This window comes from Tritonibacter scottomollicae, assembly GCF_003003215.1.
Lineage (GTDB): Bacteria > Pseudomonadota > Alphaproteobacteria > Rhodobacterales > Rhodobacteraceae > Epibacterium > Epibacterium scottomollicae.
On sequence record NZ_PVUF01000019.1, the window covers coordinates 38,235 to 57,903 of the forward strand.

The 19,669-nt window shown below is 58.7% G+C and carries 22 protein-coding genes, 1 tRNA gene and 1 pseudogene; 10 read left to right on the forward strand and 14 right to left on the reverse strand.

Features of this window, described 5'->3' with window-relative positions:
- Positions 1–160: 160 nt before the first annotated feature.
- Positions 161–1,081 (forward strand): PRC-barrel domain-containing protein, encoded by a 921-nt coding sequence (locus tag CLV89_RS19570; RefSeq protein WP_106165345.1) that lies wholly within the window; start codon positions 161–163, stop codon positions 1,079–1,081.
- A 51-nt stretch (positions 1,082–1,132) separates the two neighbouring features.
- Here CLV89_RS19570 and CLV89_RS19575 read toward each other — a convergent pair whose 3' ends face one another.
- Entirely contained in the window at positions 1,133–2,071 is a 939-nt protein-coding gene (locus tag CLV89_RS19575) for a LysR substrate-binding domain-containing protein (RefSeq protein WP_106165346.1), read from the reverse strand.
- Positions 2,072–2,192: 121 nt separating this feature from the next.
- Between CLV89_RS19575 and CLV89_RS19580 the strand changes: the two genes are divergently transcribed.
- Complete coding sequence (locus tag CLV89_RS19580; protein ID WP_106165347.1) at positions 2,193–3,803, forward strand: GMC family oxidoreductase; 1,611 nt, start codon at positions 2,193–2,195, stop codon at positions 3,801–3,803.
- Positions 3,800–4,978, forward strand: a complete 1,179-nt coding sequence (locus CLV89_RS19585; RefSeq protein WP_106165348.1) for a mandelate racemase/muconate lactonizing enzyme family protein — start codon at positions 3,800–3,802, stop codon at positions 4,976–4,978. The genes CLV89_RS19580 and CLV89_RS19585 overlap by 4 nt, the downstream gene beginning before the upstream one ends.
- 69 nt (positions 4,979–5,047) lie before the next feature.
- Here the strand turns inward: CLV89_RS19585 and CLV89_RS19590 are convergent, their stop codons facing one another.
- From CLV89_RS19590 to CLV89_RS19620, 7 genes are all read right to left on the reverse strand, one after another.
- Positions 5,048–5,611 carry a CHAP domain-containing protein gene (locus CLV89_RS19590; RefSeq protein ID WP_106165349.1) on the reverse strand — a complete coding sequence of 188 codons (564 nt, stop codon included), beginning with the start codon at positions 5,609–5,611 and terminating at the stop codon, positions 5,048–5,050.
- A gap of 206 nt (positions 5,612–5,817) precedes the next feature.
- Positions 5,818–6,201: a response regulator gene (locus CLV89_RS19595; RefSeq protein ID WP_106165350.1), complete on the reverse strand. Its 384-nt coding sequence runs from the start codon at positions 6,199–6,201 to the stop codon at positions 5,818–5,820.
- The gene (locus tag CLV89_RS19600) at positions 6,173–7,378 is read right to left on the reverse strand and encodes a sensor histidine kinase (protein WP_106165351.1); all 1,206 of its coding nucleotides are present in this window, start codon (positions 7,376–7,378) and stop codon (positions 6,173–6,175) included. Before CLV89_RS19600 ends, CLV89_RS19595 begins: the two co-directional genes overlap by 29 nt.
- Positions 7,375–7,938 (reverse strand): SpoIIE family protein phosphatase, encoded by a 564-nt coding sequence (locus CLV89_RS19605; protein WP_165798160.1) that lies wholly within the window; start codon positions 7,936–7,938, stop codon positions 7,375–7,377. Before CLV89_RS19605 ends, CLV89_RS19600 begins: the two co-directional genes overlap by 4 nt.
- A gap of 50 nt (positions 7,939–7,988) precedes the next feature.
- Entirely contained in the window at positions 7,989–8,408 is a 420-nt protein-coding gene (locus CLV89_RS19610) for an anti-sigma regulatory factor (RefSeq protein WP_106165353.1), read from the reverse strand.
- 1 nt (position 8,409) lies between these two features.
- Complete coding sequence (locus CLV89_RS19615; protein WP_106165354.1) at positions 8,410–8,763, reverse strand: STAS domain-containing protein; 354 nt, start codon at positions 8,761–8,763, stop codon at positions 8,410–8,412.
- Between the two features lie 4 nt (positions 8,764–8,767).
- Positions 8,768–9,685, reverse strand: a complete 918-nt coding sequence (locus CLV89_RS19620; protein WP_106165370.1) for a protoglobin domain-containing protein — start codon at positions 9,683–9,685, stop codon at positions 8,768–8,770.
- Positions 9,686–10,046: 361 nt separating this feature from the next.
- Between CLV89_RS19620 and CLV89_RS19625 the strand changes: the two genes are divergently transcribed.
- The 3 genes from CLV89_RS19625 to CLV89_RS19635 are packed head-to-tail and all read left to right on the forward strand — an operon-like array spanning position 10,047 to position 12,163.
- Positions 10,047–10,778 (forward strand): phosphatidylserine decarboxylase, encoded by a 732-nt coding sequence (locus CLV89_RS19625; RefSeq protein ID WP_279327914.1) that lies wholly within the window; start codon positions 10,047–10,049, stop codon positions 10,776–10,778.
- Positions 10,771–11,535 carry a CDP-alcohol phosphatidyltransferase family protein gene (locus CLV89_RS19630; RefSeq protein ID WP_106165356.1) on the forward strand — a complete coding sequence of 255 codons (765 nt, stop codon included), beginning with the start codon at positions 10,771–10,773 and terminating at the stop codon, positions 11,533–11,535. Before CLV89_RS19625 ends, CLV89_RS19630 begins: the two co-directional genes overlap by 8 nt.
- Position 11,536: 1 nt before the next feature.
- Positions 11,537–12,163, forward strand: a complete 627-nt coding sequence (locus CLV89_RS19635; RefSeq protein ID WP_106165357.1) for a class I SAM-dependent methyltransferase — start codon at positions 11,537–11,539, stop codon at positions 12,161–12,163.
- Positions 12,164–12,317: 154 nt separating this feature from the next.
- Here the strand turns inward: CLV89_RS19635 and CLV89_RS19640 are convergent, their stop codons facing one another.
- The 5 genes from CLV89_RS19640 to CLV89_RS19660 form a co-directional block, all read right to left on the reverse strand.
- Positions 12,318–12,533: a hypothetical protein gene (locus CLV89_RS19640; protein ID WP_207796978.1), complete on the reverse strand. Its 216-nt coding sequence runs from the start codon at positions 12,531–12,533 to the stop codon at positions 12,318–12,320.
- Positions 12,534–12,673: 140 nt separating this feature from the next.
- The gene (locus tag CLV89_RS19645; protein WP_106165358.1) at positions 12,674–12,940 is read right to left on the reverse strand and encodes a DUF982 domain-containing protein; all 267 of its coding nucleotides are present in this window, start codon (positions 12,938–12,940) and stop codon (positions 12,674–12,676) included.
- Positions 12,941–13,051: 111 nt separating this feature from the next.
- A complete protein-coding gene (locus CLV89_RS19650) occupies positions 13,052–13,258 on the reverse strand; it encodes a cold-shock protein (protein ID WP_106165359.1) in 207 nt (68 codons plus the stop codon).
- Between the two features lie 193 nt (positions 13,259–13,451).
- Positions 13,452–14,114: a GntR family transcriptional regulator gene (locus CLV89_RS19655; RefSeq protein WP_106165360.1), complete on the reverse strand. Its 663-nt coding sequence runs from the start codon at positions 14,112–14,114 to the stop codon at positions 13,452–13,454.
- Between the two features lie 32 nt (positions 14,115–14,146).
- Positions 14,147–14,848 (reverse strand): M48 family metallopeptidase, encoded by a 702-nt coding sequence (locus tag CLV89_RS19660; protein ID WP_106165361.1) that lies wholly within the window; start codon positions 14,846–14,848, stop codon positions 14,147–14,149.
- A gap of 111 nt (positions 14,849–14,959) precedes the next feature.
- Here CLV89_RS19660 and CLV89_RS19665 point away from each other — a divergent pair, with 111 nt between their 5' ends.
- The 4 genes and pseudogenes from CLV89_RS19665 (at position 14,960) to CLV89_RS19680 (ending at position 18,163) form a co-directional block, all read left to right on the forward strand.
- Positions 14,960–15,286 (forward strand): TIGR02300 family protein, encoded by a 327-nt coding sequence (locus CLV89_RS19665; RefSeq protein ID WP_106165372.1) that lies wholly within the window; start codon positions 14,960–14,962, stop codon positions 15,284–15,286.
- Between the two features lie 191 nt (positions 15,287–15,477).
- A tRNA-Ala gene (locus tag CLV89_RS19670) sits at positions 15,478–15,553 on the forward strand.
- Between the two features lie 666 nt (positions 15,554–16,219).
- Positions 16,220–16,588, forward strand: a complete 369-nt coding sequence (locus CLV89_RS19675; protein WP_106165362.1) for a hypothetical protein — start codon at positions 16,220–16,222, stop codon at positions 16,586–16,588.
- A gap of 362 nt (positions 16,589–16,950) precedes the next feature.
- Positions 16,951–18,163 (forward strand): annotated as a pseudogene (locus CLV89_RS19680) (IS3 family transposase).
- A 451-nt stretch (positions 18,164–18,614) separates the two neighbouring features.
- Here CLV89_RS19680 and CLV89_RS19685 read toward each other — a convergent pair.
- On the reverse strand, positions 18,615–19,523 hold the full coding sequence (locus CLV89_RS19685) for a helix-turn-helix domain-containing protein (RefSeq protein ID WP_243395091.1): 909 nt from the start codon (positions 19,521–19,523) through the stop codon (positions 18,615–18,617).
- Positions 19,524–19,669 lie beyond the last annotated feature (146 nt).

A 19,669-nucleotide genomic window follows, 5' to 3' on the forward strand; every position in this document is an offset into this window, starting at 1 on the left:
AAATTCCGTCGTGCATTAAAAGGCTTGTGGTTGCGTGCAGCGGCGGGCAACCCTCGTGAAAATTCGCAAGGTTCGAAAAAATATAGGAACTTTTCCCCGGTGCATCCGTTGTTTGGCCGAGAGCGACGATACGAGCTTCAACTGAACAAGGATAGTACTGATGAAAAATCTTCTGATTTCTACCGCACTTCTTACCGCCACTTCCACCATGGCATTTGCCGATGAACAAAAGTTCATGACCGAAGCAGATCCGATGGCGATTCAAGCGTCCGACTTCATCGGGCAAAACATCTACAGCACTGAATCTGGTGTTGAGAACACCAGCTCGAATGGTGTTCAGGACGGCTGGGAAAACATCGGTGAGGTGCATGACATCGTGCTGACCCGCGATGGCAAGATCCAGTCGGTGCTGGTCGATATTGGTGGTTTCCTGGGTATCGGCGAGCGTCAAATCGCTGTCGACATGAACGCCCTGAAGCTGGTCTCCGACAGCGCCACCGAGCAAGATGACGCAGATTACTTCCTGGTGATGCAGGCGAATGTATCGGAGTTTGAGGATGCACCGGCCTATGAGCACACTGCTGCGAATGACCTGACCAACAGCGTTGAGCAGGCGGCGGAGAACACCGCAGCGGCGGCCAAGGATACGGCTGCTGACGTAAAGGCCTCTGCAGAGACGGCGGCTGCCGAACTTGGCGACGCGGCGGAGAATACGTCCGAGGACGTGCAGCAGATGGCTGATGAGGCCACCGACGGTGACATGGCACGCGAACCGATGATGCGCGAAGGCTATGCCCAGCTGGACAGCAACGATCTGACGACAGAGATGCTGACTGGTGCGCGCACCTATGACACCAAGGATGAGTGGATCGGCGAAGTGTCTGAACTGGTTCTGAACGACAAGGGCGAGCTGACCCACGCAATCGTGGACGTTGGTGGTTTCCTTGGGATTGGTGAAAAGCCGGTGAAACTTGACCTGAACAAGCTTGATATCCTGCATGAAACCGACGGCAACGACGTTCGCGTTTACCTGCCGATGACCGAGGACAAGCTGAAGTCGATGGAAGCCTACGAGGGCTGATGCGAGAGACGACTGTTAAAGAGTATTGATGTCAGTTCTGTCATCTGAAGTTTACCAAGGCCCGCCTGTCACAGGCGGGCCTTCTGTCGCGTGCGTGATCGGGGCCTGTGGACTGGCCGCGGCTTCTGCCAACAACCACAGGACCATCGTCTCGACCTCCGGTCGCCGGCTGTTGCGCGCCGAGGGCAGCACCAGGTAATGCCCCTGCCGGGCGGGCAGGGATAAATCCGTCGCACGCACCAGTTTTCCACTGTCCAGATAGGGTTGCGCGAGAGTTTCCGCGACCAGAGCGGTCCCGTGTCGCCTGCTGGCCAGCTCCAGTGCGATCAGCGACTGATCCACCTTGAGCGATGGGGCTGTGATCGGAGTTGTCAACTCGTGTGAGGCGAAAAAATGCTGCCACGTATCGACCACTCCCGCCAACTCGATCAAGGGACCTTCCGCCAGCTCCTGCAAGGTGCCATCCGTCAGCCGTTCAGGGGCGCAAACCGCGATGATGGCATCATGCATGAGCGGCAGGACCTCGCCGTCCGCCCAGGTGCCGTCCCCAAATCGTATGTCGATATCAATTTCCTCACCTGCGGCCATTTCGGACCAGGACGCTGAAAGAACGCGCAACCGGCTGTCCGGATGGCGACGTCGATAGACGTCGAGACGGGGCACCAGCCACAACAGGTTGAGCGAACTCAGACAGCGCAGACACACCTCGTCTCCGGCGGTTTTACCGAACAGGTTGGAGGTGGTGGCATCCAGATCTGCAAAGGCTCTGGTGATGATCGGCAAATAGGCTTGGCCAAGCCGGGTGAGGGTCAGCACACGGTGCTCACGGTGAAACAGTTGATGGCCAAGTTGCGCCTCCAGCCCCCGCACCTGATAGCTGACGGCTGAGGGCGTCAGTCCAAGCTCTTTGGCAGCGAGTGTGAAATTTCCGAGCCGAGCACTCGCATCAAACGCGCGCAGCCAGGGAAGGGGAGGCAGATCGTTATACATGCGCGGATCATAGATATGCTGCGAAAATTTTTAAGGGTGTGGCGAATTATTTTTTGTTTTGGATTTGCATGTCTGCTTTGTAACGACTTTGCGACAGAGCAGTGAACGGGTGGCTCGAACGTTGGCGACATTTGACTACATCATCATCGGCGCGGGATCGGCAGGCTGCGTGCTGGCGGAGCGATTAAGCGCATCGGGACGGCACAAGATACTGATACTCGAAGCTGGTGGGCGCGGGCGCTCGCCCTGGATTGCGCTGCCGTTGGGCTATGGCAAGACGTTTTTTGATCCGTCGGTGAACTGGAAATACGAGAGCGAGTCCGAAGCTGCGCTTGGCGGGCGCAAAAGCTACTGGCCACGCGGCAAGGGCGTCGGCGGCTCCGGCGCGATCAACGCCTTGGTCTACGCCCGTGGATTGCCGCGCGACTTTGATGATTGGGAGGCTGCGGGCGCCACAGGCTGGAACTGGAACACCGTCCGTGAAACCTATGATCAGATGGAAACCCGCATCGGCCCATCCGGCGCCCGAACCGGGGATGGGCCGATGACCGTGCAGGATGTGTCCGACCAAATTCACCCGGCCACCCGTCATTTCTTTGACGCGGCTCAGGAGCTAGGGCTGCCGCGCAGTTCCGATATCAATGGCGAGGCATGTGAGGGGGCCGCAGCCTACCACATCAACACCAGCGGTGGCCGCAGAATGCATTCTGCCCGTGCCTATCTCGCGCCAGCATTGAAACGACCAAATGTGACGCTCATGACCGGGGCCTTGGTCAAGCGGATCGAGTTTGATGACAAGCGGGCTGTATCGGTGCAGCTGCAGCACAGGGGGCGAAACCTCAGCCTGCGCGCCGGGCGGGAAATCATTCTTGCAGCCGGTGCAGTCAGTTCGCCTTGCGTGTTGCAGCGCTCCGGGGTGGGGCCTGCGCAGGACCTGCAGGCGCATGGCATCACACCGCTGCTGGATGCGCCCCATGTCGGTGGCAATCTCCAGGACCACCTGGGCATCAACTACTACTTTCGTGCGACCGAGCCGACGTTGAACACTCTGTTGCGTCCATTGCATGGCAAGCTACGTGCGGCACTGCAATATGTGCTGACCCGGCGCGGCCCGCTGTCGCTATCTGTGAACCAGTGCGGCGGCTATTTCCGATCCTCACCCAATATGAGCGCACCGGATCAGCAACTCTATTTCAACCCCGTCACCTATACCACGACGCCAAACGGCAAGCGCACGGTGGTGCAACCGGATCCCTTTCCGGGGTTCATCCTCGGCTTTCAGCCGGCGCGTCCCACCAGCCGCGGGCGTATCGACATTAGCGCCGCTGATCCGTCCGCGCCGCCGCGTATCTGTCCGAACTCTCTGGCGACCGAGCAGGACCAGGCGCAGGTCATTGCAGGGGGGCTGCTGTGTCAGCGACTGGCGCAGACCTCTGCCCTGACGCGCCTGATAGAGGGGCCGATGGCGCCTGATCTGCGGTGTTTGACGCCGGAACAGATCCTGGCCGATTTTCGCGAGCGGTGCGGAACCGTCTTTCATCCGACCGGCACCTGTCGAATGGGACCGGACGCGAGACACTCCGTTGTTTCGCCACGCCTGAAGGTGCATGGACTGGCGGGGCTGCGGGTGGTCGATGCCTCGGTGTTTCCGAACCTGACATCGGGCAATACCAATGCCCCCACCATGATGCTGGCCCATCGCGCCGCTGATCTGATTCTGGAGGACGCATGAGTACGCCATATTCCACATCCGGTGCTGTACCGGTTACAACTGCGCGTGGCAGACATGACACCGGCCCTCGCATCGCCAAGGTGGAAACATTCTGCACCCCGTTGATCGGTTTTGTCCGGGTGACGGCAGAGGATGGAACGACGGGCTGGGGGCAGGTCTCCACCTACAACAGTGACCTGACCTGCGAGATTCTGCACCGTCAGGTGGCCCCTTGGGCGCTGGGGCGCGGCATGGAAGCACTGGAAGAGGTCATCGCCGAGATCCCGATGCGCGAGCACAAGTTCCCCGGCACCTATCTACGCCGTGCCATGGCGGGGCTGGATACAGCAGTCTGGGATTGGCGCGGCAAAGTGGCGGGCAAGCCTGTGGCGGAATTGCTCGGCGGCTCTGCCGGTCCGGTGCGCGCCTATGCCTCGTCGATGCGACGCGACATCACGCCCGAAGACGAGGCGGACCGGATGCAACGGCTGCGGGACCAGCACGGGTTCGATGCTTTCAAAGTGCGCGTCGGTGCCGAATGTGGCCAGGATCGCGATGAATGGGAGGGACGGACCGAGGCCATCATTCCGGCCCTCCGAAAGGCCATGGGGCCGGATGCCGCGCTGTTGGTGGATGGAAACTCCGGCTTCAGCCCCTCCCGAGCGATTGAGGTGGGCCGGATGTTGGAGGCCAGCGGCTATGAACATTTTGAGGAACCCTGTCCCTATTGGGAGCAGGAACAGACCGCCGAGGTTACCCGCACGCTAAAGATCGACGTCGCGGGCGGCGAGCAGGACTGCGACATGCAGCACTGGAAACGGATGATCGAAAATCGGGTGGTCGATATCATCCAACCAGACATTCTGTATCTGGGCGGCATGGTGCGCAGTATGGATGTGGCGCGTATGGGGCACGCGGCAGGGCTGCCCTGCACGCCCCATGCGGCGAATCTGTCTCTGGTGACGCTGTTCACCATGCATCTGATGCGGGCTGTGCCGAACCCTGGGCGCTACCTCGAATTTTCGATCGAAGGCGACGATTACTACCCGTGGCAGCGCGGCCTGTTTCGCAACGACCCCTTCACGATTTCCGAGGGTCAGGCCCGTGTCAGCGACTTGCCGGGCTGGGGTGTCGAGATCTGTCCCGAATGGTTGGCCAAATCCGCCTACAAATGTAGCGAGACAGACCAACTGTGAGAGCCACAACGAAGCAGCGAGAGGCCATCAGAGATGGCCTGCGCTCTAACGGGTCGCGCTCGTGCCCGCTCAGGTGGTTGGCTGCGGGCGGATGAACCCATTGATCGGGTAGACGCTGCCATAGGCGCCGGGATTGCTTTCTAGGCGGACGCGGGACCAGTCATTGTTCTTCGAGACGTCGATCACTGTCATCCCGAGCGAGACTTTGTTGCGGCGCCAATTGGCGTGATCCACGCGCAACATGCGATCATCCACAAGCTCTGAAACCACGGCCACATGGCCCAACGGCATGGACGGCGTGGCACTGAACGCCATGACCGCGCCGATGGTCGGGGTATTACCGACCTCAAACTCACCCTGGGCCTGACGCCACCATGTCCGGGCATTGCCGCGAATTTCGACGCCGGAGAGGTTGCGCGCAAACGGTACGCACCACACGCGCGCGCCACGGGATTGCAGGCTCTCAGCCTCCCGCATGGCAAAGGCAAGGCGGTTCGGATCAATTGCGCCTTCATCACGTCCAGGAGCCTCGCCGCAGGCCGTTAGGCCCAGCGTTGCAATGAGAAGAAGTCCACTGACAAGCGGGTTCGGGCGGAAGATACGGATGAGGTTCTGCACGGTACTCTCTGGCATTTTTTTATGGTCGTGAGGCGCCGTAACATTCTGTCAAAAAGCCGTGTGTGCCAAGACGCCCAATACTCACAAGCGAGAATCTGCCGATATCTCCGAGGTCATGGAACATTTTTCGATGTTGCGAAACGCGAGCGCGGTCACGTTCTGCCAAGCAATAAATGCGAGCAGTGATCAAAACGGCGATCAAGAACGAGATATAAGACAGCCTATTGTTGAGCAACCAGCCTGTCGATTACGGAAATATCGTCTGTCGTCAGAGGTTTGCTGAAATAGCCGCGCACCGGGGCAAAGGTCTCGGCACGACTGCGGTCTTGCGGATCCATAGAGGTGGTCACCATGATCACGATCTGGTTCTCGAGCTCCGTTTTCGCCGCCTCCAGAAACTCAAATCCATCCATTCGCGGCATGTTGATGTCGAGTAGAATTACATCCACCGGCCGTCGCGTCGGGGATTTCAGGTATTCCAGCGCCTCGGTTGCGTACTGAAACGGCAATAGATCGATTTTGGCGTTGGTTTTTTTCAATATCCGTCGATACGCCAGTTGATCAAAGCGGTCGTCATCAACCGTCATCACCCGATTGAGTGTCATTGTCGCGCTCCCTTTCATTTATCCATAGTCTCACGATAAAGGAGCTTCCTCCCTGTTCGTTCGAGACAACTTGAATATCTCCGGCGTGGTATCCGGCGATGCGTTGGCAAAGCGTTAGTCCAATTCCGGAGCCAGAGTATTCGTCGTAGGTGTGTAGCCGTTGAAACAGCGAGAAGATCCTTGTCCGATAGGCTTCGGGTATGCCGATTCCGGTGTCGCTGACTGTAATCTCAGCCGCGCAATTCCGAGGCTTCGGCGCCGCGGAGACGGCGATGCGGCAGGGGCGTCCCGGGTCGCGGAACTTTATCGCGTTGGAGAGTAGATTCTGGAGCAGGCTGCGCAGTTGTGACGGCATGCCCCGCACATCCGGAAGCGGGGAGATGTCGATTTCCGCTTTTCCATCCGTGATTTCCTGGCGCAAGTCGTCGCGAACGTCGCGGCACAGCTTGTCGAGCGACACAGTCTCGAATTCCGCCTCCTGACCCACGAGCCTGGCATATTGCAAGATGCCAGTGATCATCCGGGACATGCGCGAAGCGGTCGCCTGGGCGGCATCAATGAGTTCGAGGCATTCGGAATCCAGGTGCTCCTGGTGATCAACTGAAATGATGTCCAGTAACATCGCGATGGTATTGATCGGAGATTTCAGATCGTGGGAGATGGCGTAGGTGAACTGCGCCTGTTCCTGATTGGCTTGCTGCAATTGGCTGTTGAGGCGCTCTGACCTCTCCAATCCCGCTTGGAGTTCGCGGGTACGTGCCTTTACCTTCTGATCCAAACTGTCGCGCTGCCGAGCCAGTTCATAGGTCACATCGCGCAGCTCCTGTTCCGCGCGCTTGCGTTCCAGTACCTCTGCTGTCAGTTGGGCGACGCTTTCGCCATAGCCACGCAGCGCCATGTCGTAGACCGAAATAGCCTCGAGATAGAACTCCTCTGTCCGTTTGGTTTCAGGCGAGGGGGACGGCGAACCGCTGCACAGCATCTGCGCTGCTTGGAAATGGAGTTCGCCCAATTGTCCGATCGAAATCGAGCTCTGCAAAGCCTGTCGGGCGCAGTCATAGGCCCGCGACAGGTTCTCCTCATTCCCATCGCGTACATAAGTTGCGAGGGCTGTGGCATAGCTTTGAGCAAAGGACCGGGGCGCGTGGGCGCGGCTGTTGCTGTCGTGGTCAATCATGGCGCGGCCACCACCCTGAGGCCAAGAACCAGCCTGTCATCAGTGGGGCGCCCGTGATGCCTGAGGATGCCCGAGGTGATATCAGAGATTGGATGGGTGGCGTCGAGATCAGAGCGGTAGTTGCGACTGATGCCATCTGTGGTCAGGATGATCACATCATCGACCCGCAGTGGAGCGCTGGTCAGGCGAATGCCATCGTAGATAAGTCCGAGCGTTCCGCTTTTCTGAATCAAGCTTCCGGAAATCCTGCCGTTGCGGACGAGGACGCCATCGATGTCTCCGACTGCGCTCCAGCTCAACATCATCTGTTCGAGATCTATTTGGGCAGCGGCCAGCGCCACGCCCCGGATACCACGCAGGGCTGCATGCACCTGATCGAACGCGACCTCCATATCATATCCACCCGCCTCCCGAAGATGCGCCAATGTCGTGTCGGCAGCAGCATTGGCTTCGGCTCCGCTGCCCATTCCATCGACGACGTAAATCCGAATATGCGCCCCGTCACGCAACAGCATGTAGCCATCTCCGCTGCTGTCAGCGAACTTGGAGCTCTCTGACATGCTCCATGACAGTGCGTGGCGCGCGCTAGGTGGGGCAATGAGGTGTTGGGTCATCGCAGCTGCCATTTCACGGCGATGATCGTAACCCCTTCGCCGGGGGGGGAGCGAATGTCGAACTCGTCCATAATTCTGCGAGTGCCGGGTAGGCCCAGACCAAGGCTGTTGCCGGTGGAAAACCCGTCACACAGCGCGCGCTCCAGATCTGCGATTCCCGGGCCATGGTCGCGGGCGATGATACGGATCCCCTGCCTGTCTCCCTGCTGCAGGGTGGTCAGTTCAATTTCGCCATGATCGGCGTAAACGACGATGTTGCGTGCCAGTTCTGAAATCGCGGTTGCGACAAGCGCCTGATCCGGGCGGCTGAACCCGAGGTCTTCGGCCAATGCGCGCCCCATCTGGCGGGCGGAGATGACGTCGGCATCGCGCCGAATGGCCTGAACCATGGCATCGAGCGGGGCCGGAACCTGCATGTCAGGTTTCCCCGATCAGAGCGAGGCCATGGTCGAGATCAAGCGCAGTCGGGATGTCCTTGAGTGTGAGGCCAAGCAATACCATGGATATTGCCACGTCCGGCTGAATGCCGACGATAATCATTTTGGCGCCGCGCAGCTTTACCGAGTGGGCGATTTCGATCAGGGTCTTGGTGCCAAAGCTGTCGAGAATGCCGATGGCGCTGACGTCGACGATCACCGCATTGGCGCGGTAGCGGATCACATCCTCGAGTATGCGGCTCTGCAGGTTCAGAATATCGCTGTCGCAGAGGTCTTCCTGGATCGAGGCAATCAGCGCAGAGCCTTGCCTCAGGATCGGAACCGTCACAGTCATCGGTTCACTCCCCCAGCAGGTGTTCTGCCAGTTCTATGCCGCGTTGCAGGTCGCCGGCGGTGCTGAGGGCTTCTGCGGTGACTCCAACCTTGACCAGAGATTGTGCCACCTCTGCGGAGAGGCCGGTGAGAACGGGTTGCGCCCCCATCAAGCGCGCGGCGGCCATTGTCTGGATCAGATGGTTGGCGACGGCGCTGTCGACAGCTGCGACGCCGGTAATATCCAGCACCACGGCGCGTGCGCGATGCTCTTGGATGCCTTCCAGCAATTGTATCGTCAGAGCGCGGGCGCGATAGCTGTCCAATGTGCCAACCACGGGGATGAGCAGCAATCCGGGGCGCAATTGCAGAACCGGGGTGGGCAGCTCGCTTAGCTCCCTTTCGCGTGCCTTGATGGCCTCTTCTCGTGTGTCGGCATAAGTTTCCAGCGCCAAAGCCATGTCGAAATGGGCAATCTTGAATAGCGACAGAACCATGCTGAACGCCTTGGCAGGATCATCCTCCATGCGATCAAGGACGACATTCGCGAGCTTGTTCAGGTAGAACGCATAGGCGCCGATATAAAGGGTCGGTGTCACGCCGGTGCGTTCATGAATGCTCCCGATCCGGCGGCGATCCGCGATATAGCTGCTGTCCAGGTCGGCGTTGATCAGCTCTCGAAAGTAGCGCATCTGGCCTTTCTTGACCTGAGCGATATGCGCATCGTCGCGGAAATGCCGTGAAGCCGTCTCATCCGCCAGCAAATGTGTATAGAACGCCTCGATGATGCGCTCTCCCACATCGTCTGCGATGTCGCCCAGTTCCGAGGTTAGGGCGCGATCATGATCCGACAGATCGAACCATCGCATCGCGTCCACAAGGTCCTGATCGAACTCTGGCTTGCCCTCGGAATCGGAGAGCGACGATGAAATTACTTCACGCACGCGGACACCCTTTGACCACACCCTGCAGCAAACGCGGGGCAACACTAACGCATCAAGCCTACTCAGGGTTGTTTAACAGGCTGTTAAGTGACCCATTCTGAGGAGCGGTGCGTTCGGGTCTGGAGGCGTATGTTTGGCGTCGCAGGACGACAGGAACAGGCTCGCCTCCCTGCTGTCTGCGCCATTGATGCGCACTTGGCATGGGAAATCAGGCATCGTGCAGTCCGGAAGTCGGCAGACAAATTCCGAAGCACGGTGGTTTCCGCATCACGGTCAGTAGCGAGGAGCGTCAGGACATGTTACGGGAACGTAAACGGTCCGATATGCGAGGCAGGTCAGGGACTGCTGCGCCGATATCTGGATTGACCGTCCCAAGACAAAGGAAAAAACAATGAACATGATCGGGACCTTCATCAAACCCATGCATCCGGAAGGGCGCAAGTTTGTCGCGATCTTCGCCGCTGTGACGGTAGGGTTGTTCCTGCTGACCCCCATCCTTGGATGGGTCGGTGTCGGCCTGACCGTCTGGTGCTACTACTTTTTCCGTGACCCGGAACGGGTGACGCCGCAGCGACCGGGGCTGGTCATCTCTCCGGCGGATGGCATCGTTTCGCTGATCGAGCCGGCTGTGCCTCCAGCCGAACTGGGGCTGCCGGATACGCCACTGACACGAGTCAGCGTATTCATGAGCGTGTTCAACTGTCACATCAACCGTGCGCCGGTGGCTGGTGAGGTCACGGCAGTTGCATATCGGCCGGGTAAGTTTCTGAATGCATCTCTGGACAAAGCCAGTGTCGATAACGAGCGGAACGGACTTGCGATCCGTATGGCTGACGGTCGTGATCTTGCGGTGGTGCAGATCGCGGGGCTGGTCGCACGGCGGATTGTATGTTTCGTAAAACCCGGGGCTGTGCTTTCCGGGGGCGAGCGCTTTGGTCTGATCCGTTTCGGGTCACGTCTTGATGTCTACCTGCCCGAAGGAGTGTCGCCGCTCGTGGCGATTGGTCAGACCATGGTTGCCGGCGAAACGGTGTTGGCCGATTTGTCGGAAGTCCCGGATGTGGGCAATGCCCAGGCGATCAGTGATGCCTGAAGACACCGAGAATACATCTACACATCTGACCATCGTCCAGCTGATTCCCAACATGCTGACGATCGCGGCGATCTGTGCTGGCCTGTCAGCCATTCGCTTCGGCGTCGAAGGAAATTACGTACTGGCCGTACAGTTGATCCTCGCGGCCTGTGTGCTTGACGGTTTGGATGGGCGGTTGGCCCGCCTGCTGAACAGCGACAGCAAGATGGGCGCAGAGCTTGATTCCCTGGCGGATTTCCTGAACTTCGGGGTTGCCCCGGTACTGGTCATTTATTTCTGGGCGCTTCAGGATTTGCGTGGCGTGGCGTGGATCACCGTGTTGATCTTTGCGACCTGCTGCGTGGTCAGGCTTGCGCGCTTCAACGTAGCGGCCAAGGCTGACAGCGAAGAAGAGCGCGAAGCTGCAGGCGCCTACTTCTCCGGTATCCCGTCACCGGCGGGCGCCTTGCTGGCCATGCTGCCGATGTTTCTGTCGTTTGCCTTTGCGGATGCCCGGTTGCTGCCGGATCTCGTCATCTGCCTGCATCTGATTTTGGTAGGCTGGGCGATGATCGCGCGCTTTCCGGTCTGGTCCTTCAAGACCGCACGCATTTCTCGCAACAACGTGAAGTTTTTCCTCGTGGGGTTTGCTGTACTTGGGTCGGCCGTGCTGATTTATGCTTGGATCACCCTTGTCGTTCTCTGCCTCGCTTACTTGATTGTAGTCATCTGGAGCGTTCTGTCCCACCGGATGGCTGAAGATAGAAAAGGACATTGATTTGGAAATTAAAGCCGTCGAAACGTCATATGCGCGCTGGGCACCGGTCTATGATCGGACTTTTGGTGCGCTCACTGATATTGGTCGTCGCAATGCTGTCGATTTCATCAACAAGCGCCAAGGCCATGTTCTGGAGGTGGGTGTTGGCACCGGTCTATCGCTGCCGCATTACGCGCCTGAGGTGCGGGTGACGGGCGTCGACTTCAGTGCCGAGATGCTGGCTAAGGCGCAGCAAAAGGTAAAGCGACTGAACCTTGAAAGCCGGATCAATCTGGAACGGATGGATGCGCGCGCGCTGACGTTCGCGGATGCGACGTTTGACACTGTGGCCGCCATGCATGTGCTGTCGGTGGTGCCCGAGCCGGAAAAGGTGATGTCCGAGATTGCTCGTGTTCTGAAACCCGGCGGCAAGGTCGTGATTACCAACCATTTTGCCCGCACCACCGGCGTTATGGCCGGGGTCGAGAAGGTTGCGGCGCCCTTGGCCAATCTGATCGGCTGGCATTCAGATTTTCGGATCGAGACGGTTTTGCAAGAGCCATCGCTGCACCCTGCCGATCAGCGCAAATTGCCGCCGCTTGGACTGATGACATTCCTTGTCTTGCAAAAGAATGCCGGCATGAGCTGAAAAGCTGGTCGACCAGCTCTGGTAGGGAAGGTGGGGCGCAGAGGTTTCTCTGGCGCCCCTTTTTTAGCGAGACGGTCGAAAGGGGGTAGTGGATGCGGTCGTAGATGGGCAACCGCATGGGGCTGATCAACAGTGCGAGTCTGCTCGACGGCCCTTAGCCGTTCTCGGCGTCTTCGGTGGCTTTGGCAACGGGGCGGGCGCGGCCTGTATCTTTCAGGCGGGCCTTGCGCAGTTTTTCCGTTTTTTCGCGGCGCTCTTCGGCCTCGTCATCCATGATTTCACGGGCTGCGCGCGAGGTTTTTTCAAGCGCGGTTTCGCGCCGGGGTTGCTGGCCTGCCTTGTCGAGCTCTTCTTGGGTGATCTTGGTCATCGGGACGCGCTCCTACTTTGCGGGCGCATCTTCCGATTCGAGAGATGCGCGGCGTGCGTAAATTGCGCTCGGATCGGCGCAGATTTTGCGCGCCACACCTCCAAGCCGGGTGAACCTCTCACCCAGCCGTCTATTCAAGATCAAAGCGACTGTACATCCCCGTCTTGCCGCGCCCGAAAGCCAGCGGCCCGTGCCGCGGACAGAAAGGCCGCGCGGGCGTCTCTCACGGACACCATGCAGACCATCGCGGCCTCGACTTGCTCCAAGGCACTGTCGCGGGTCGTGTCGGACAGAGGCCATGCATGCTGAAGGCAATACTGGGCTTCTTCGATTGTGGTGACTTTGCGTTGGGTGCCTGCGGTGGATGACTCCAAGGTCATCGGGCTACCCCAATAAATTTCCATCATGTGGATTTTCCATTCTTTTTTATTATAGTCTGTCGCCGCTGCTGGGCCGGCGTACAAAAAAAGAGCACCCCCGAAAGGATGCTCTCGTTTTCTCGTGAAGCCGAAAGAGGCTCAGGCGAGTGCCAGGTTGCTGGCGGACTCGCGGCCATCACGGCCAGCTTCGATGTCGAAGGTCACGGCTTGACCGTCGTCAAGGTGATGAATGCCAGCGCGCTCCAGAGCGGAAATGTGGACGAAGATGTCCTTGGATCCGGATTCCGGTGCGATGAAGCCAAAACCTTTTTGAGAATTGAACCATTTCACGGTGCCATTAGCCATCGTGTTGTCTCCTATAGAAATACCATCCGCAACATGCGATGGCCTGGCCTAAGTGTCTCGTCTGAACAACTGGGCCGTAAGGAAACAGTAGATCGTAAGAAGCAGCTTTGCCCATCTTGAATGCGCTTCTTTCACTTGAATAGCAAGCGTTATATTTTTGAAATCGAGAATAACGCGAAAGACCGCTCGGCAGTTACCCCGCCAGCAATCGCAACCCTTGGGTGACATCAGAGCGCAGGGCGAGGCGCAGGCCGGGCTCGTCACCAGCCTTGAGCGCCGCAATGATGAGCTTGTGGTTGTGGGGGGCTTCTGTGCGTCCGAGGCGACCATAGAGCGCCCGCATGGTGGGGCCGAGCTGCAGCCAGACGGTTTCCGCCATGGCCAGCATGGCGGGTGCTTGTGCGCGCAAATAGAGTGTCCGGTGGAATTCGAGATTGGTTCGAATGTAGCCCACCGCATCGCGTTTGGAGATGGTCTCAGCCACCGTGCCGTTGATGGTCTGCAGTCTGTCGATCAGCGCCATATGAGCGCGGGGCAGGGCGCGAGAGGCCAATTCGACTTCGATCAGCGCCCGCAGTGCCGCCAGTTCCTCGATTCGGTCATTTGAAAGCTCCGGAGTCGAAACCCGGCCCGAGGATGACAGAAACAATGCGCCTTCCGCAACGAGGCGACGCACAGCTTCGCGCGCGGGCGTCATCGAGACGCCGTATTCCTTGCCGATGCCACGTAGTGTCAGGGCCGCGCCGGGTAAGATCGCCCCATGCATGATGCGGGTGCGGAGCGCCCGGTAGACGCGATCATGGGCCGAGCCCGTATTTTCGGCAGTGGGGCGGTTCCCCGTGAGCAGCTTGTCCATGACGACTTATGTGATCACAAAGCGTCGGAAGATCAATCGTTTTCGATTTGCCCGTCAAAACGATATCGATGCAGGGCGTTGCCCTCGGCCTGCAACCAGCGACGCGGGGCTGCGTAATCCCCATAGAGCCTCTCGACGACGTTCCAGAACGCGCGGGAGTGGTTCATTTCCTCCAAGTGCGCCACCTCATGCGCAGCAACGTAGTGAAGCACTTCGGTCGGCGCGAGGATCAGTCGCCAAGAGTACATCAATCCACCAGCCGATGAACATGACCCCCAGCGTGACCGCGTGTCGCGCAGCGTAAGGCTCGTATATGTTTGCCCCAAACGGCCGGCATAGGCGTCCGATGCTGACGCCAGCCTGTCCCGGGCCAGTTCCCGCAGGTAGCGTTCCAGGCGCCGCATTGGTGCCGGGCCGGGGACGCGCAATGCGCCCTCCTCGCGCAGAACCCTGCGACCGGTCCCCATGCGCACTTCCAGGATATCGCCGTCAACGGGGAGGCGGGTGCCGGGGGCGACAATGATCTGCTCTGGTTGCTTCGCGAGGTGGGTGCGAATCCAGTCTTCTTTCTCGAGCACGAAGGCGCGCCCTTCGCGTTCCGAGACCCGTTTCGGCAACGTCAGTGTCACCCGGCCATCCAGCGACGAGATCCTGAGCGACAATCGCCGCGCGCGCGCCGAGCGACGCAGTGTGACACGGACCTCCGGATCTCCGGGCAGGCTCAGTTCTGACATGGTTTCCCCACTTCGGATGCAAGGCTGCAAAGGCTTTGACAGGGTCAGCCGCTTATGGCAAGGCACCTGAATCGTCTCACCGACTCACGCTATTTTTTGAAGGGGATCCACATGCCCAAGGAAGAATGGGGTACGAAACGCGTCTGCCCGACCACCGGCAAGCGCTTTTACGACCTGAACAAGAACCCGATCGTCAGCCCCTACACAGGCGATGTCGTCGCGGTTGACACCAGCAAAAGCCGCATGATCGAAGCTGATGCCGAGGACGCTGCAAGCGTAAAGGCGAAGCAAAAGACCGATGCTGACGGCGCGGTTCTGGAAGATGATGATGACGCCGTGGATATGGATCTCGGCGATGACGTTCTGGAAGATGACGAAGAGGATGATGTATCCCTCGACGAAATCGCAGACGTGGCGTCCGAGGATGACGACACCTGAAAACGTCTGCAGCGTTTCCGTGTGCCCGATGGGGTGCACGGGCGCTGGTTTTCGGGTTGAGGGGCCACCGAGAGGCGCAAATGGCGATGTCGAAAAAACTGATGTTTCTGCTTCATTTTCCACTTGCAGCCCGCCGCCGCCTCCCTTAAATCACCACACACCGAACGGAGCGTTGCTCAAGACGGTGGTAAGGGGCCTTAGCTCAGCTGGGAGAGCGCCTGCATGGCATGCAGGAGGTCAGCGGTTCGATCCCGCTAGGCTCCACCATTTCTCATTGAAAAGCACTAGATAGCTCTGCCTTTATCGTCAGGGGATTTGCCTCTGCCGCGCAGGCAGGTGCTGTTTTCCCTGCGAAAATTCATGCTGCTTTGATCCGCGCAAATGGCGTGTTGATCGCCTCGCAGCCCTAACATGGCGTTGGTTATGAAAAGCACCGCATAGATCTTCCATTTACGACAATGGTTTTTCCATTTTGTTGAAGATTGGGCGTTATGAGCTAGAGAAAACCCAAACCCGATTGATCTGCCTGCCGACTGAGCTTGAAGAGCTTTATGGCCAGATTGCGCTTCCGCCTAAACCTTGTCCAAATACTCGATCGCATTTCGGACGCCGACTACGGAAGATTTCGTCGCGTAGGGCTTCTCGTCGAACACCTCCAGCTAATCCGACCAATTTGCGAAACAGATGGTCTTCACTCCCAGAGGACATGAACCGCGTCCTCCTTGCCTCCTTGTCGGAGACAGTGACAGCACATATCTTAGGGGTACGGGCGGTGGCCTCATGCCATCAACGATAAATGTCCCCGGGGATCCGTCCTCGGTAAGGAACCTGGATCTAACCCGGGCCTGCATTCTCGCTTTAGCGGGATGTTGGCTCATTCACGAGATCTAGGGCCACGGATGCAGGTCCTCATATCAGAATGGAGACTGCATCATGTCGAACATCATCAACTTCCCCGCCATCCGCCGCCTTAAGCGCCTCAGCGGCGAGGTCTTCCAGATTGAAAAGCATCCGCTTCACGAGGTCAGGCTGCGGATCAACCTGCCTAAAAATGGTCGGCCTGAAGCCGAGGATCTGCTTTATGGCCATCTCTTCCGCCTTCTTCAAAAGCTGCATGGCTTCGATCAGACTAAGGGCTTCACTCTGGATGTCCTGCGTGGCGGCGAGTGGCACGAGCTGCCGCACTCGGTGCGTCCGAAGTTTCTCAAGAACTTCTTGATCAATGTTGACTACTATTGCGAGCGCGGTTGGCTCGAGGTCGAGGTTGACGAAGTTCTCTTCGTAAAGTCGAAGCAGGCGTGACCACGAATGGGGCGCTGGAACCAACTCCGGGGCCTTCCTGTGCAGTCCCGGCATCGCACGTAGACTGATCCCACGGCCTATGCCTGTGCGGTGCTGAAGTGTGACCTGCACGCCTACAGCACCGCACAGGCGCTCTCAGGGCCAGTAATCTAGACCGCGGCAATTTCTCCCGACATCATTCGCTGAACATGCACTTGGGGCGACACTAGAGCCTGACAGGGCTACAATGGAGAATGAAGTCTTACACCGGTGGACCTATCGTTGACCGGTCTAATTCAACTAATTGACGGCAACTCGTGACGTGCTCCCCTGAAATGTCCGCGTTTTGAAGTTAGCCTGTTCTCCAAACGAGGAGACAGACGATGCGGAAAAGCCGTTTCAGCGAAGAGCAGATCATTGGCATTCTGAGGGAGCACCAAGCCGGCATGGGTGCCAAGGAGCTGTGCCGGAAGCATGGCATCAGCGATGGCACGTTCTACAAGTGGCGCTCGAAGTATGTCGGCATGGAAGTGTCCGAGGCCAAACGGTTGAAGGCGCTCGAGGCCGAGAACGCAAAGCTGAAGAAGATGCTGGCTGAGCAGATGCTCGATGTCGCCACGCTGAAGGAGATGCTGGGAAAAAACTTCTGAAGCCCGGTGCAAGGCGGAAAGCCGTGGACTGGGCCATGACAGAGAAGAGCTACAACCAGCGGCGGGCCTGCGCCCTGGCCGGGATCGATCCGCGCGTCTATCGGCGCGGATCAACCAGACCTGCGGACACCCAGCTGCGAGAGAGGCTGAGGGAACTGTCGAGCGAACGGCGGCGCTTCGGCTATCGTCGACTGCACCTGCTTCTTGGCCGCGAGGGCTGGAAGGTGAACTGGAAGAAGCTTTACCGGATCTATCGTGAAGAGGGGCTGACTGTGCGCAAGCGCGGTGGCCGTAAACGGGCGATTGGCACCCGTGCGCCGATGGCAATCCCGCAAGGCCCGAACCAAAGATGGTCGCTGGACTTCGTCTCGGACAGCCTGTCGGATGGACGCCGGTTCCGTGTGCTTTGCGTAATCGATGACTTCAGCCGGGAGTGCCTGGCCTGCGTGGTCGACACGTCTCTTTCCGGGCAACGCGTGGCGCGTGAACTGGACAACATCGCCCGGCTGCGCGGCTAGCCCTGCATGGTGGTCAGCGACAACGGAACGGAACTGACGTCGAACGCCATCCTGCAATGGCAAGAGGGCCGCAAGGTCGAGTGGCGCTACATTGCACCTGGCAAGCCAATGCAAAACGGCTTCGTGGAAAGCTTCAATGGCCGACTACGTGACGAGTGCCTGAACGAGCACCTGTTTGCCAATTTGCGCCATGCCCGAGACCTGATCGCGGTTTGGCGAGAGGATTACAATCACCACCGCCCGCATTCGAGCCCCGACGGGCTCACCCCGCGGGAGTATCATCAACGGTCAGTAGAGGACCAAACCCTGAACAGAGCGAACTAATATCCCCGGACTCTACGGGGAGCACGTCAGCTGCTACAGGACGCCGATCCCGCGGGAACCGAATGCGCGCCGCAACAAGCGCGCATGCTACTGCGCTACGCTGAGCCACCCAGAGAGCACGAAAGCTGAGGAATCGTGCGAGGGCGGATCGAGCGGATTATGGTTTCGCCGGAGGCCGGAGACGGCAAGCTGCCTGTGCCGCGGGTTGAGCTTTATAGTTCCTTGGCGGGTATTCTGGCGCTGAGCCTTGGCAGTAGGAGCGGTTGGCAAAAGAAAAAAACCGCCTCAAATGAGACGGTTACGTAATTTGAAAAATTCTGGTTGCGGGAGCAGGCAACCGCCGCAACCTACCAACCCTTTCTGCGGTCATTTGAGAGAAGAATGTAAGTTCTTCCGTCTCACAACGACCAGTGCCACGTCAAAGCACTCTGCCACGGCGAATAGGCGCGCATGCATTGCGAATGATCCCATCACCAGAGCTAGGGAAGCAGCACGTTAACCTTTCTGAAGCCTGAGTTGTGTGTCTCGCTGGTCGTTGGCGCCTACCATCGGATGCTAGAAATCTGACCTTATTCGGTTAACCCTACGAGCCTGCGCGTCGCGCCATTTGCGCGGGGGCATGCCCATCTTCTTGCGAAATGCGTATGTGAAACTGCTCACACTTGCGTAGCCAAGTTGGCTCGCCACCAGTTTGATTGGGGCACCGCCAAGTATCGCGTCGCATGCGGCGTGCAGTCGGACTTGTTCGGTGCTCTGCACCAAGGTACAGCCGAATACTTCGCGGTAGGCCAACGCCAAGCGATTGGCTGCCAGACCCAGTCGCGACGCCAACTCGCCCAATCCGGGCGGTGCCATTGCCTCGGCCTCCAGCATTGCATGGGCTTCCCGTGCAGCCTGAACCTCATGCGTCGCAATTCCGGGAGAGCTGTCGGTGGATAGGGCCTCCAGCTGATAACAGAGGATTTGCAGGGCGGCGGCCTCGATCAACTGTGTCCGAAGTGGCAGACGGCTGTGCAATGCCTGCTCGAGCGAAATTCTGAGGTAGCTGGGGAGCGGGGCCTGTGTGACAAGGGACGGTCCCCCCATCCCGTCCAAAATCCTCTGAACTGCCTTGGGGACCTTGCCCGCAAACCATCGCTCGACCATTTCCAGTGGTGCATTTACCCCGAAGATGTCGGCCTCGCTCCGCTGCAATCGAAACAGCGCGCCGGAGTCGCGGGGACGGACCAGCCCCACTGTTTCGCTTTCGTAGTGCGTTCCGCAGGTCAACTCTGCGGCAAAGCTGCCTCCCAAAGGCACCTGCGTAAAAACAAAATCTGCAGGCCGGTTGCTGACGACTTCTACCGTGTCCGGGCCGTTGGAGCGAAACCGCGTCTTAGTCCAGGCTATGCCGGTATCCGGGGCGGCCTTTGCACGCTGGACCTCGATATCCACCGCTGCGGTCTTCAGCGCTACGGTCTCCACCCCCGACAAGCAAAGCTCAACCGGTTGAGAGGTGTCAGAAGCAGATGAATCAAGAGACATTCAGAGATAAAGGCTATTAGAAACAACAGGCAAGCATAGGCTAGGTGAACGACGCCTCCCGTGCAAGAGCCGAGGTACCTTTCATA

Bases quoted from the DNA above. Each gene is read 5' to 3' on its own strand.
- CLV89_RS19570 (WP_106165345.1), top strand. From the start codon at position 161: ATGAAAAATCTTCTGATTTCTACCGCACTTCTTACCGCCACTTCCACC.
- CLV89_RS19575 (WP_106165346.1), bottom strand. From the start codon at position 2,071: ATGTATAACGATCTGCCTCCCCTTCCCTGGCTGCGCGCGTTTGATGCG.
- CLV89_RS19585 (WP_106165348.1), top strand. From the start codon at position 3,800: ATGAGTACGCCATATTCCACATCCGGTGCTGTACCGGTTACAACTGCG.
- CLV89_RS19590 (WP_106165349.1), bottom strand. From the start codon at position 5,611: ATGCCAGAGAGTACCGTGCAGAACCTCATCCGTATCTTCCGCCCGAAC.
- CLV89_RS19595 (WP_106165350.1), bottom strand. From the start codon at position 6,201: ATGACACTCAATCGGGTGATGACGGTTGATGACGACCGCTTTGATCAA.
- CLV89_RS19600 (WP_106165351.1), bottom strand. From the start codon at position 7,378: ATGATTGACCACGACAGCAACAGCCGCGCCCACGCGCCCCGGTCCTTT.
- CLV89_RS19605 (WP_165798160.1), bottom strand. From the start codon at position 7,938: ATGTCAGAGAGCTCCAAGTTCGCTGACAGCAGCGGAGATGGCTACATG.
- CLV89_RS19610 (WP_106165353.1), bottom strand. From the start codon at position 8,408: ATGCAGGTTCCGGCCCCGCTCGATGCCATGGTTCAGGCCATTCGGCGC.
- CLV89_RS19615 (WP_106165354.1), bottom strand. From the start codon at position 8,763: ATGACTGTGACGGTTCCGATCCTGAGGCAAGGCTCTGCGCTGATTGCC.
- CLV89_RS19630 (WP_106165356.1), top strand. From the start codon at position 10,771: ATGCCTGAAGACACCGAGAATACATCTACACATCTGACCATCGTCCAG.
- CLV89_RS19640 (WP_207796978.1), bottom strand. From the start codon at position 12,533: ATGACCAAGATCACCCAAGAAGAGCTCGACAAGGCAGGCCAGCAACCC.
- CLV89_RS19645 (WP_106165358.1), bottom strand. From the start codon at position 12,940: ATGATGGAAATTTATTGGGGTAGCCCGATGACCTTGGAGTCATCCACC.
- CLV89_RS19650 (WP_106165359.1), bottom strand. From the start codon at position 13,258: ATGGCTAATGGCACCGTGAAATGGTTCAATTCTCAAAAAGGTTTTGGC.
- CLV89_RS19655 (WP_106165360.1), bottom strand. From the start codon at position 14,114: ATGGACAAGCTGCTCACGGGGAACCGCCCCACTGCCGAAAATACGGGC.
- CLV89_RS19660 (WP_106165361.1), bottom strand. From the start codon at position 14,848: ATGTCAGAACTGAGCCTGCCCGGAGATCCGGAGGTCCGTGTCACACTG.
- CLV89_RS19665 (WP_106165372.1), top strand. From the start codon at position 14,960: ATGCCCAAGGAAGAATGGGGTACGAAACGCGTCTGCCCGACCACCGGC.
- CLV89_RS19675 (WP_106165362.1), top strand. From the start codon at position 16,220: ATGTCGAACATCATCAACTTCCCCGCCATCCGCCGCCTTAAGCGCCTC.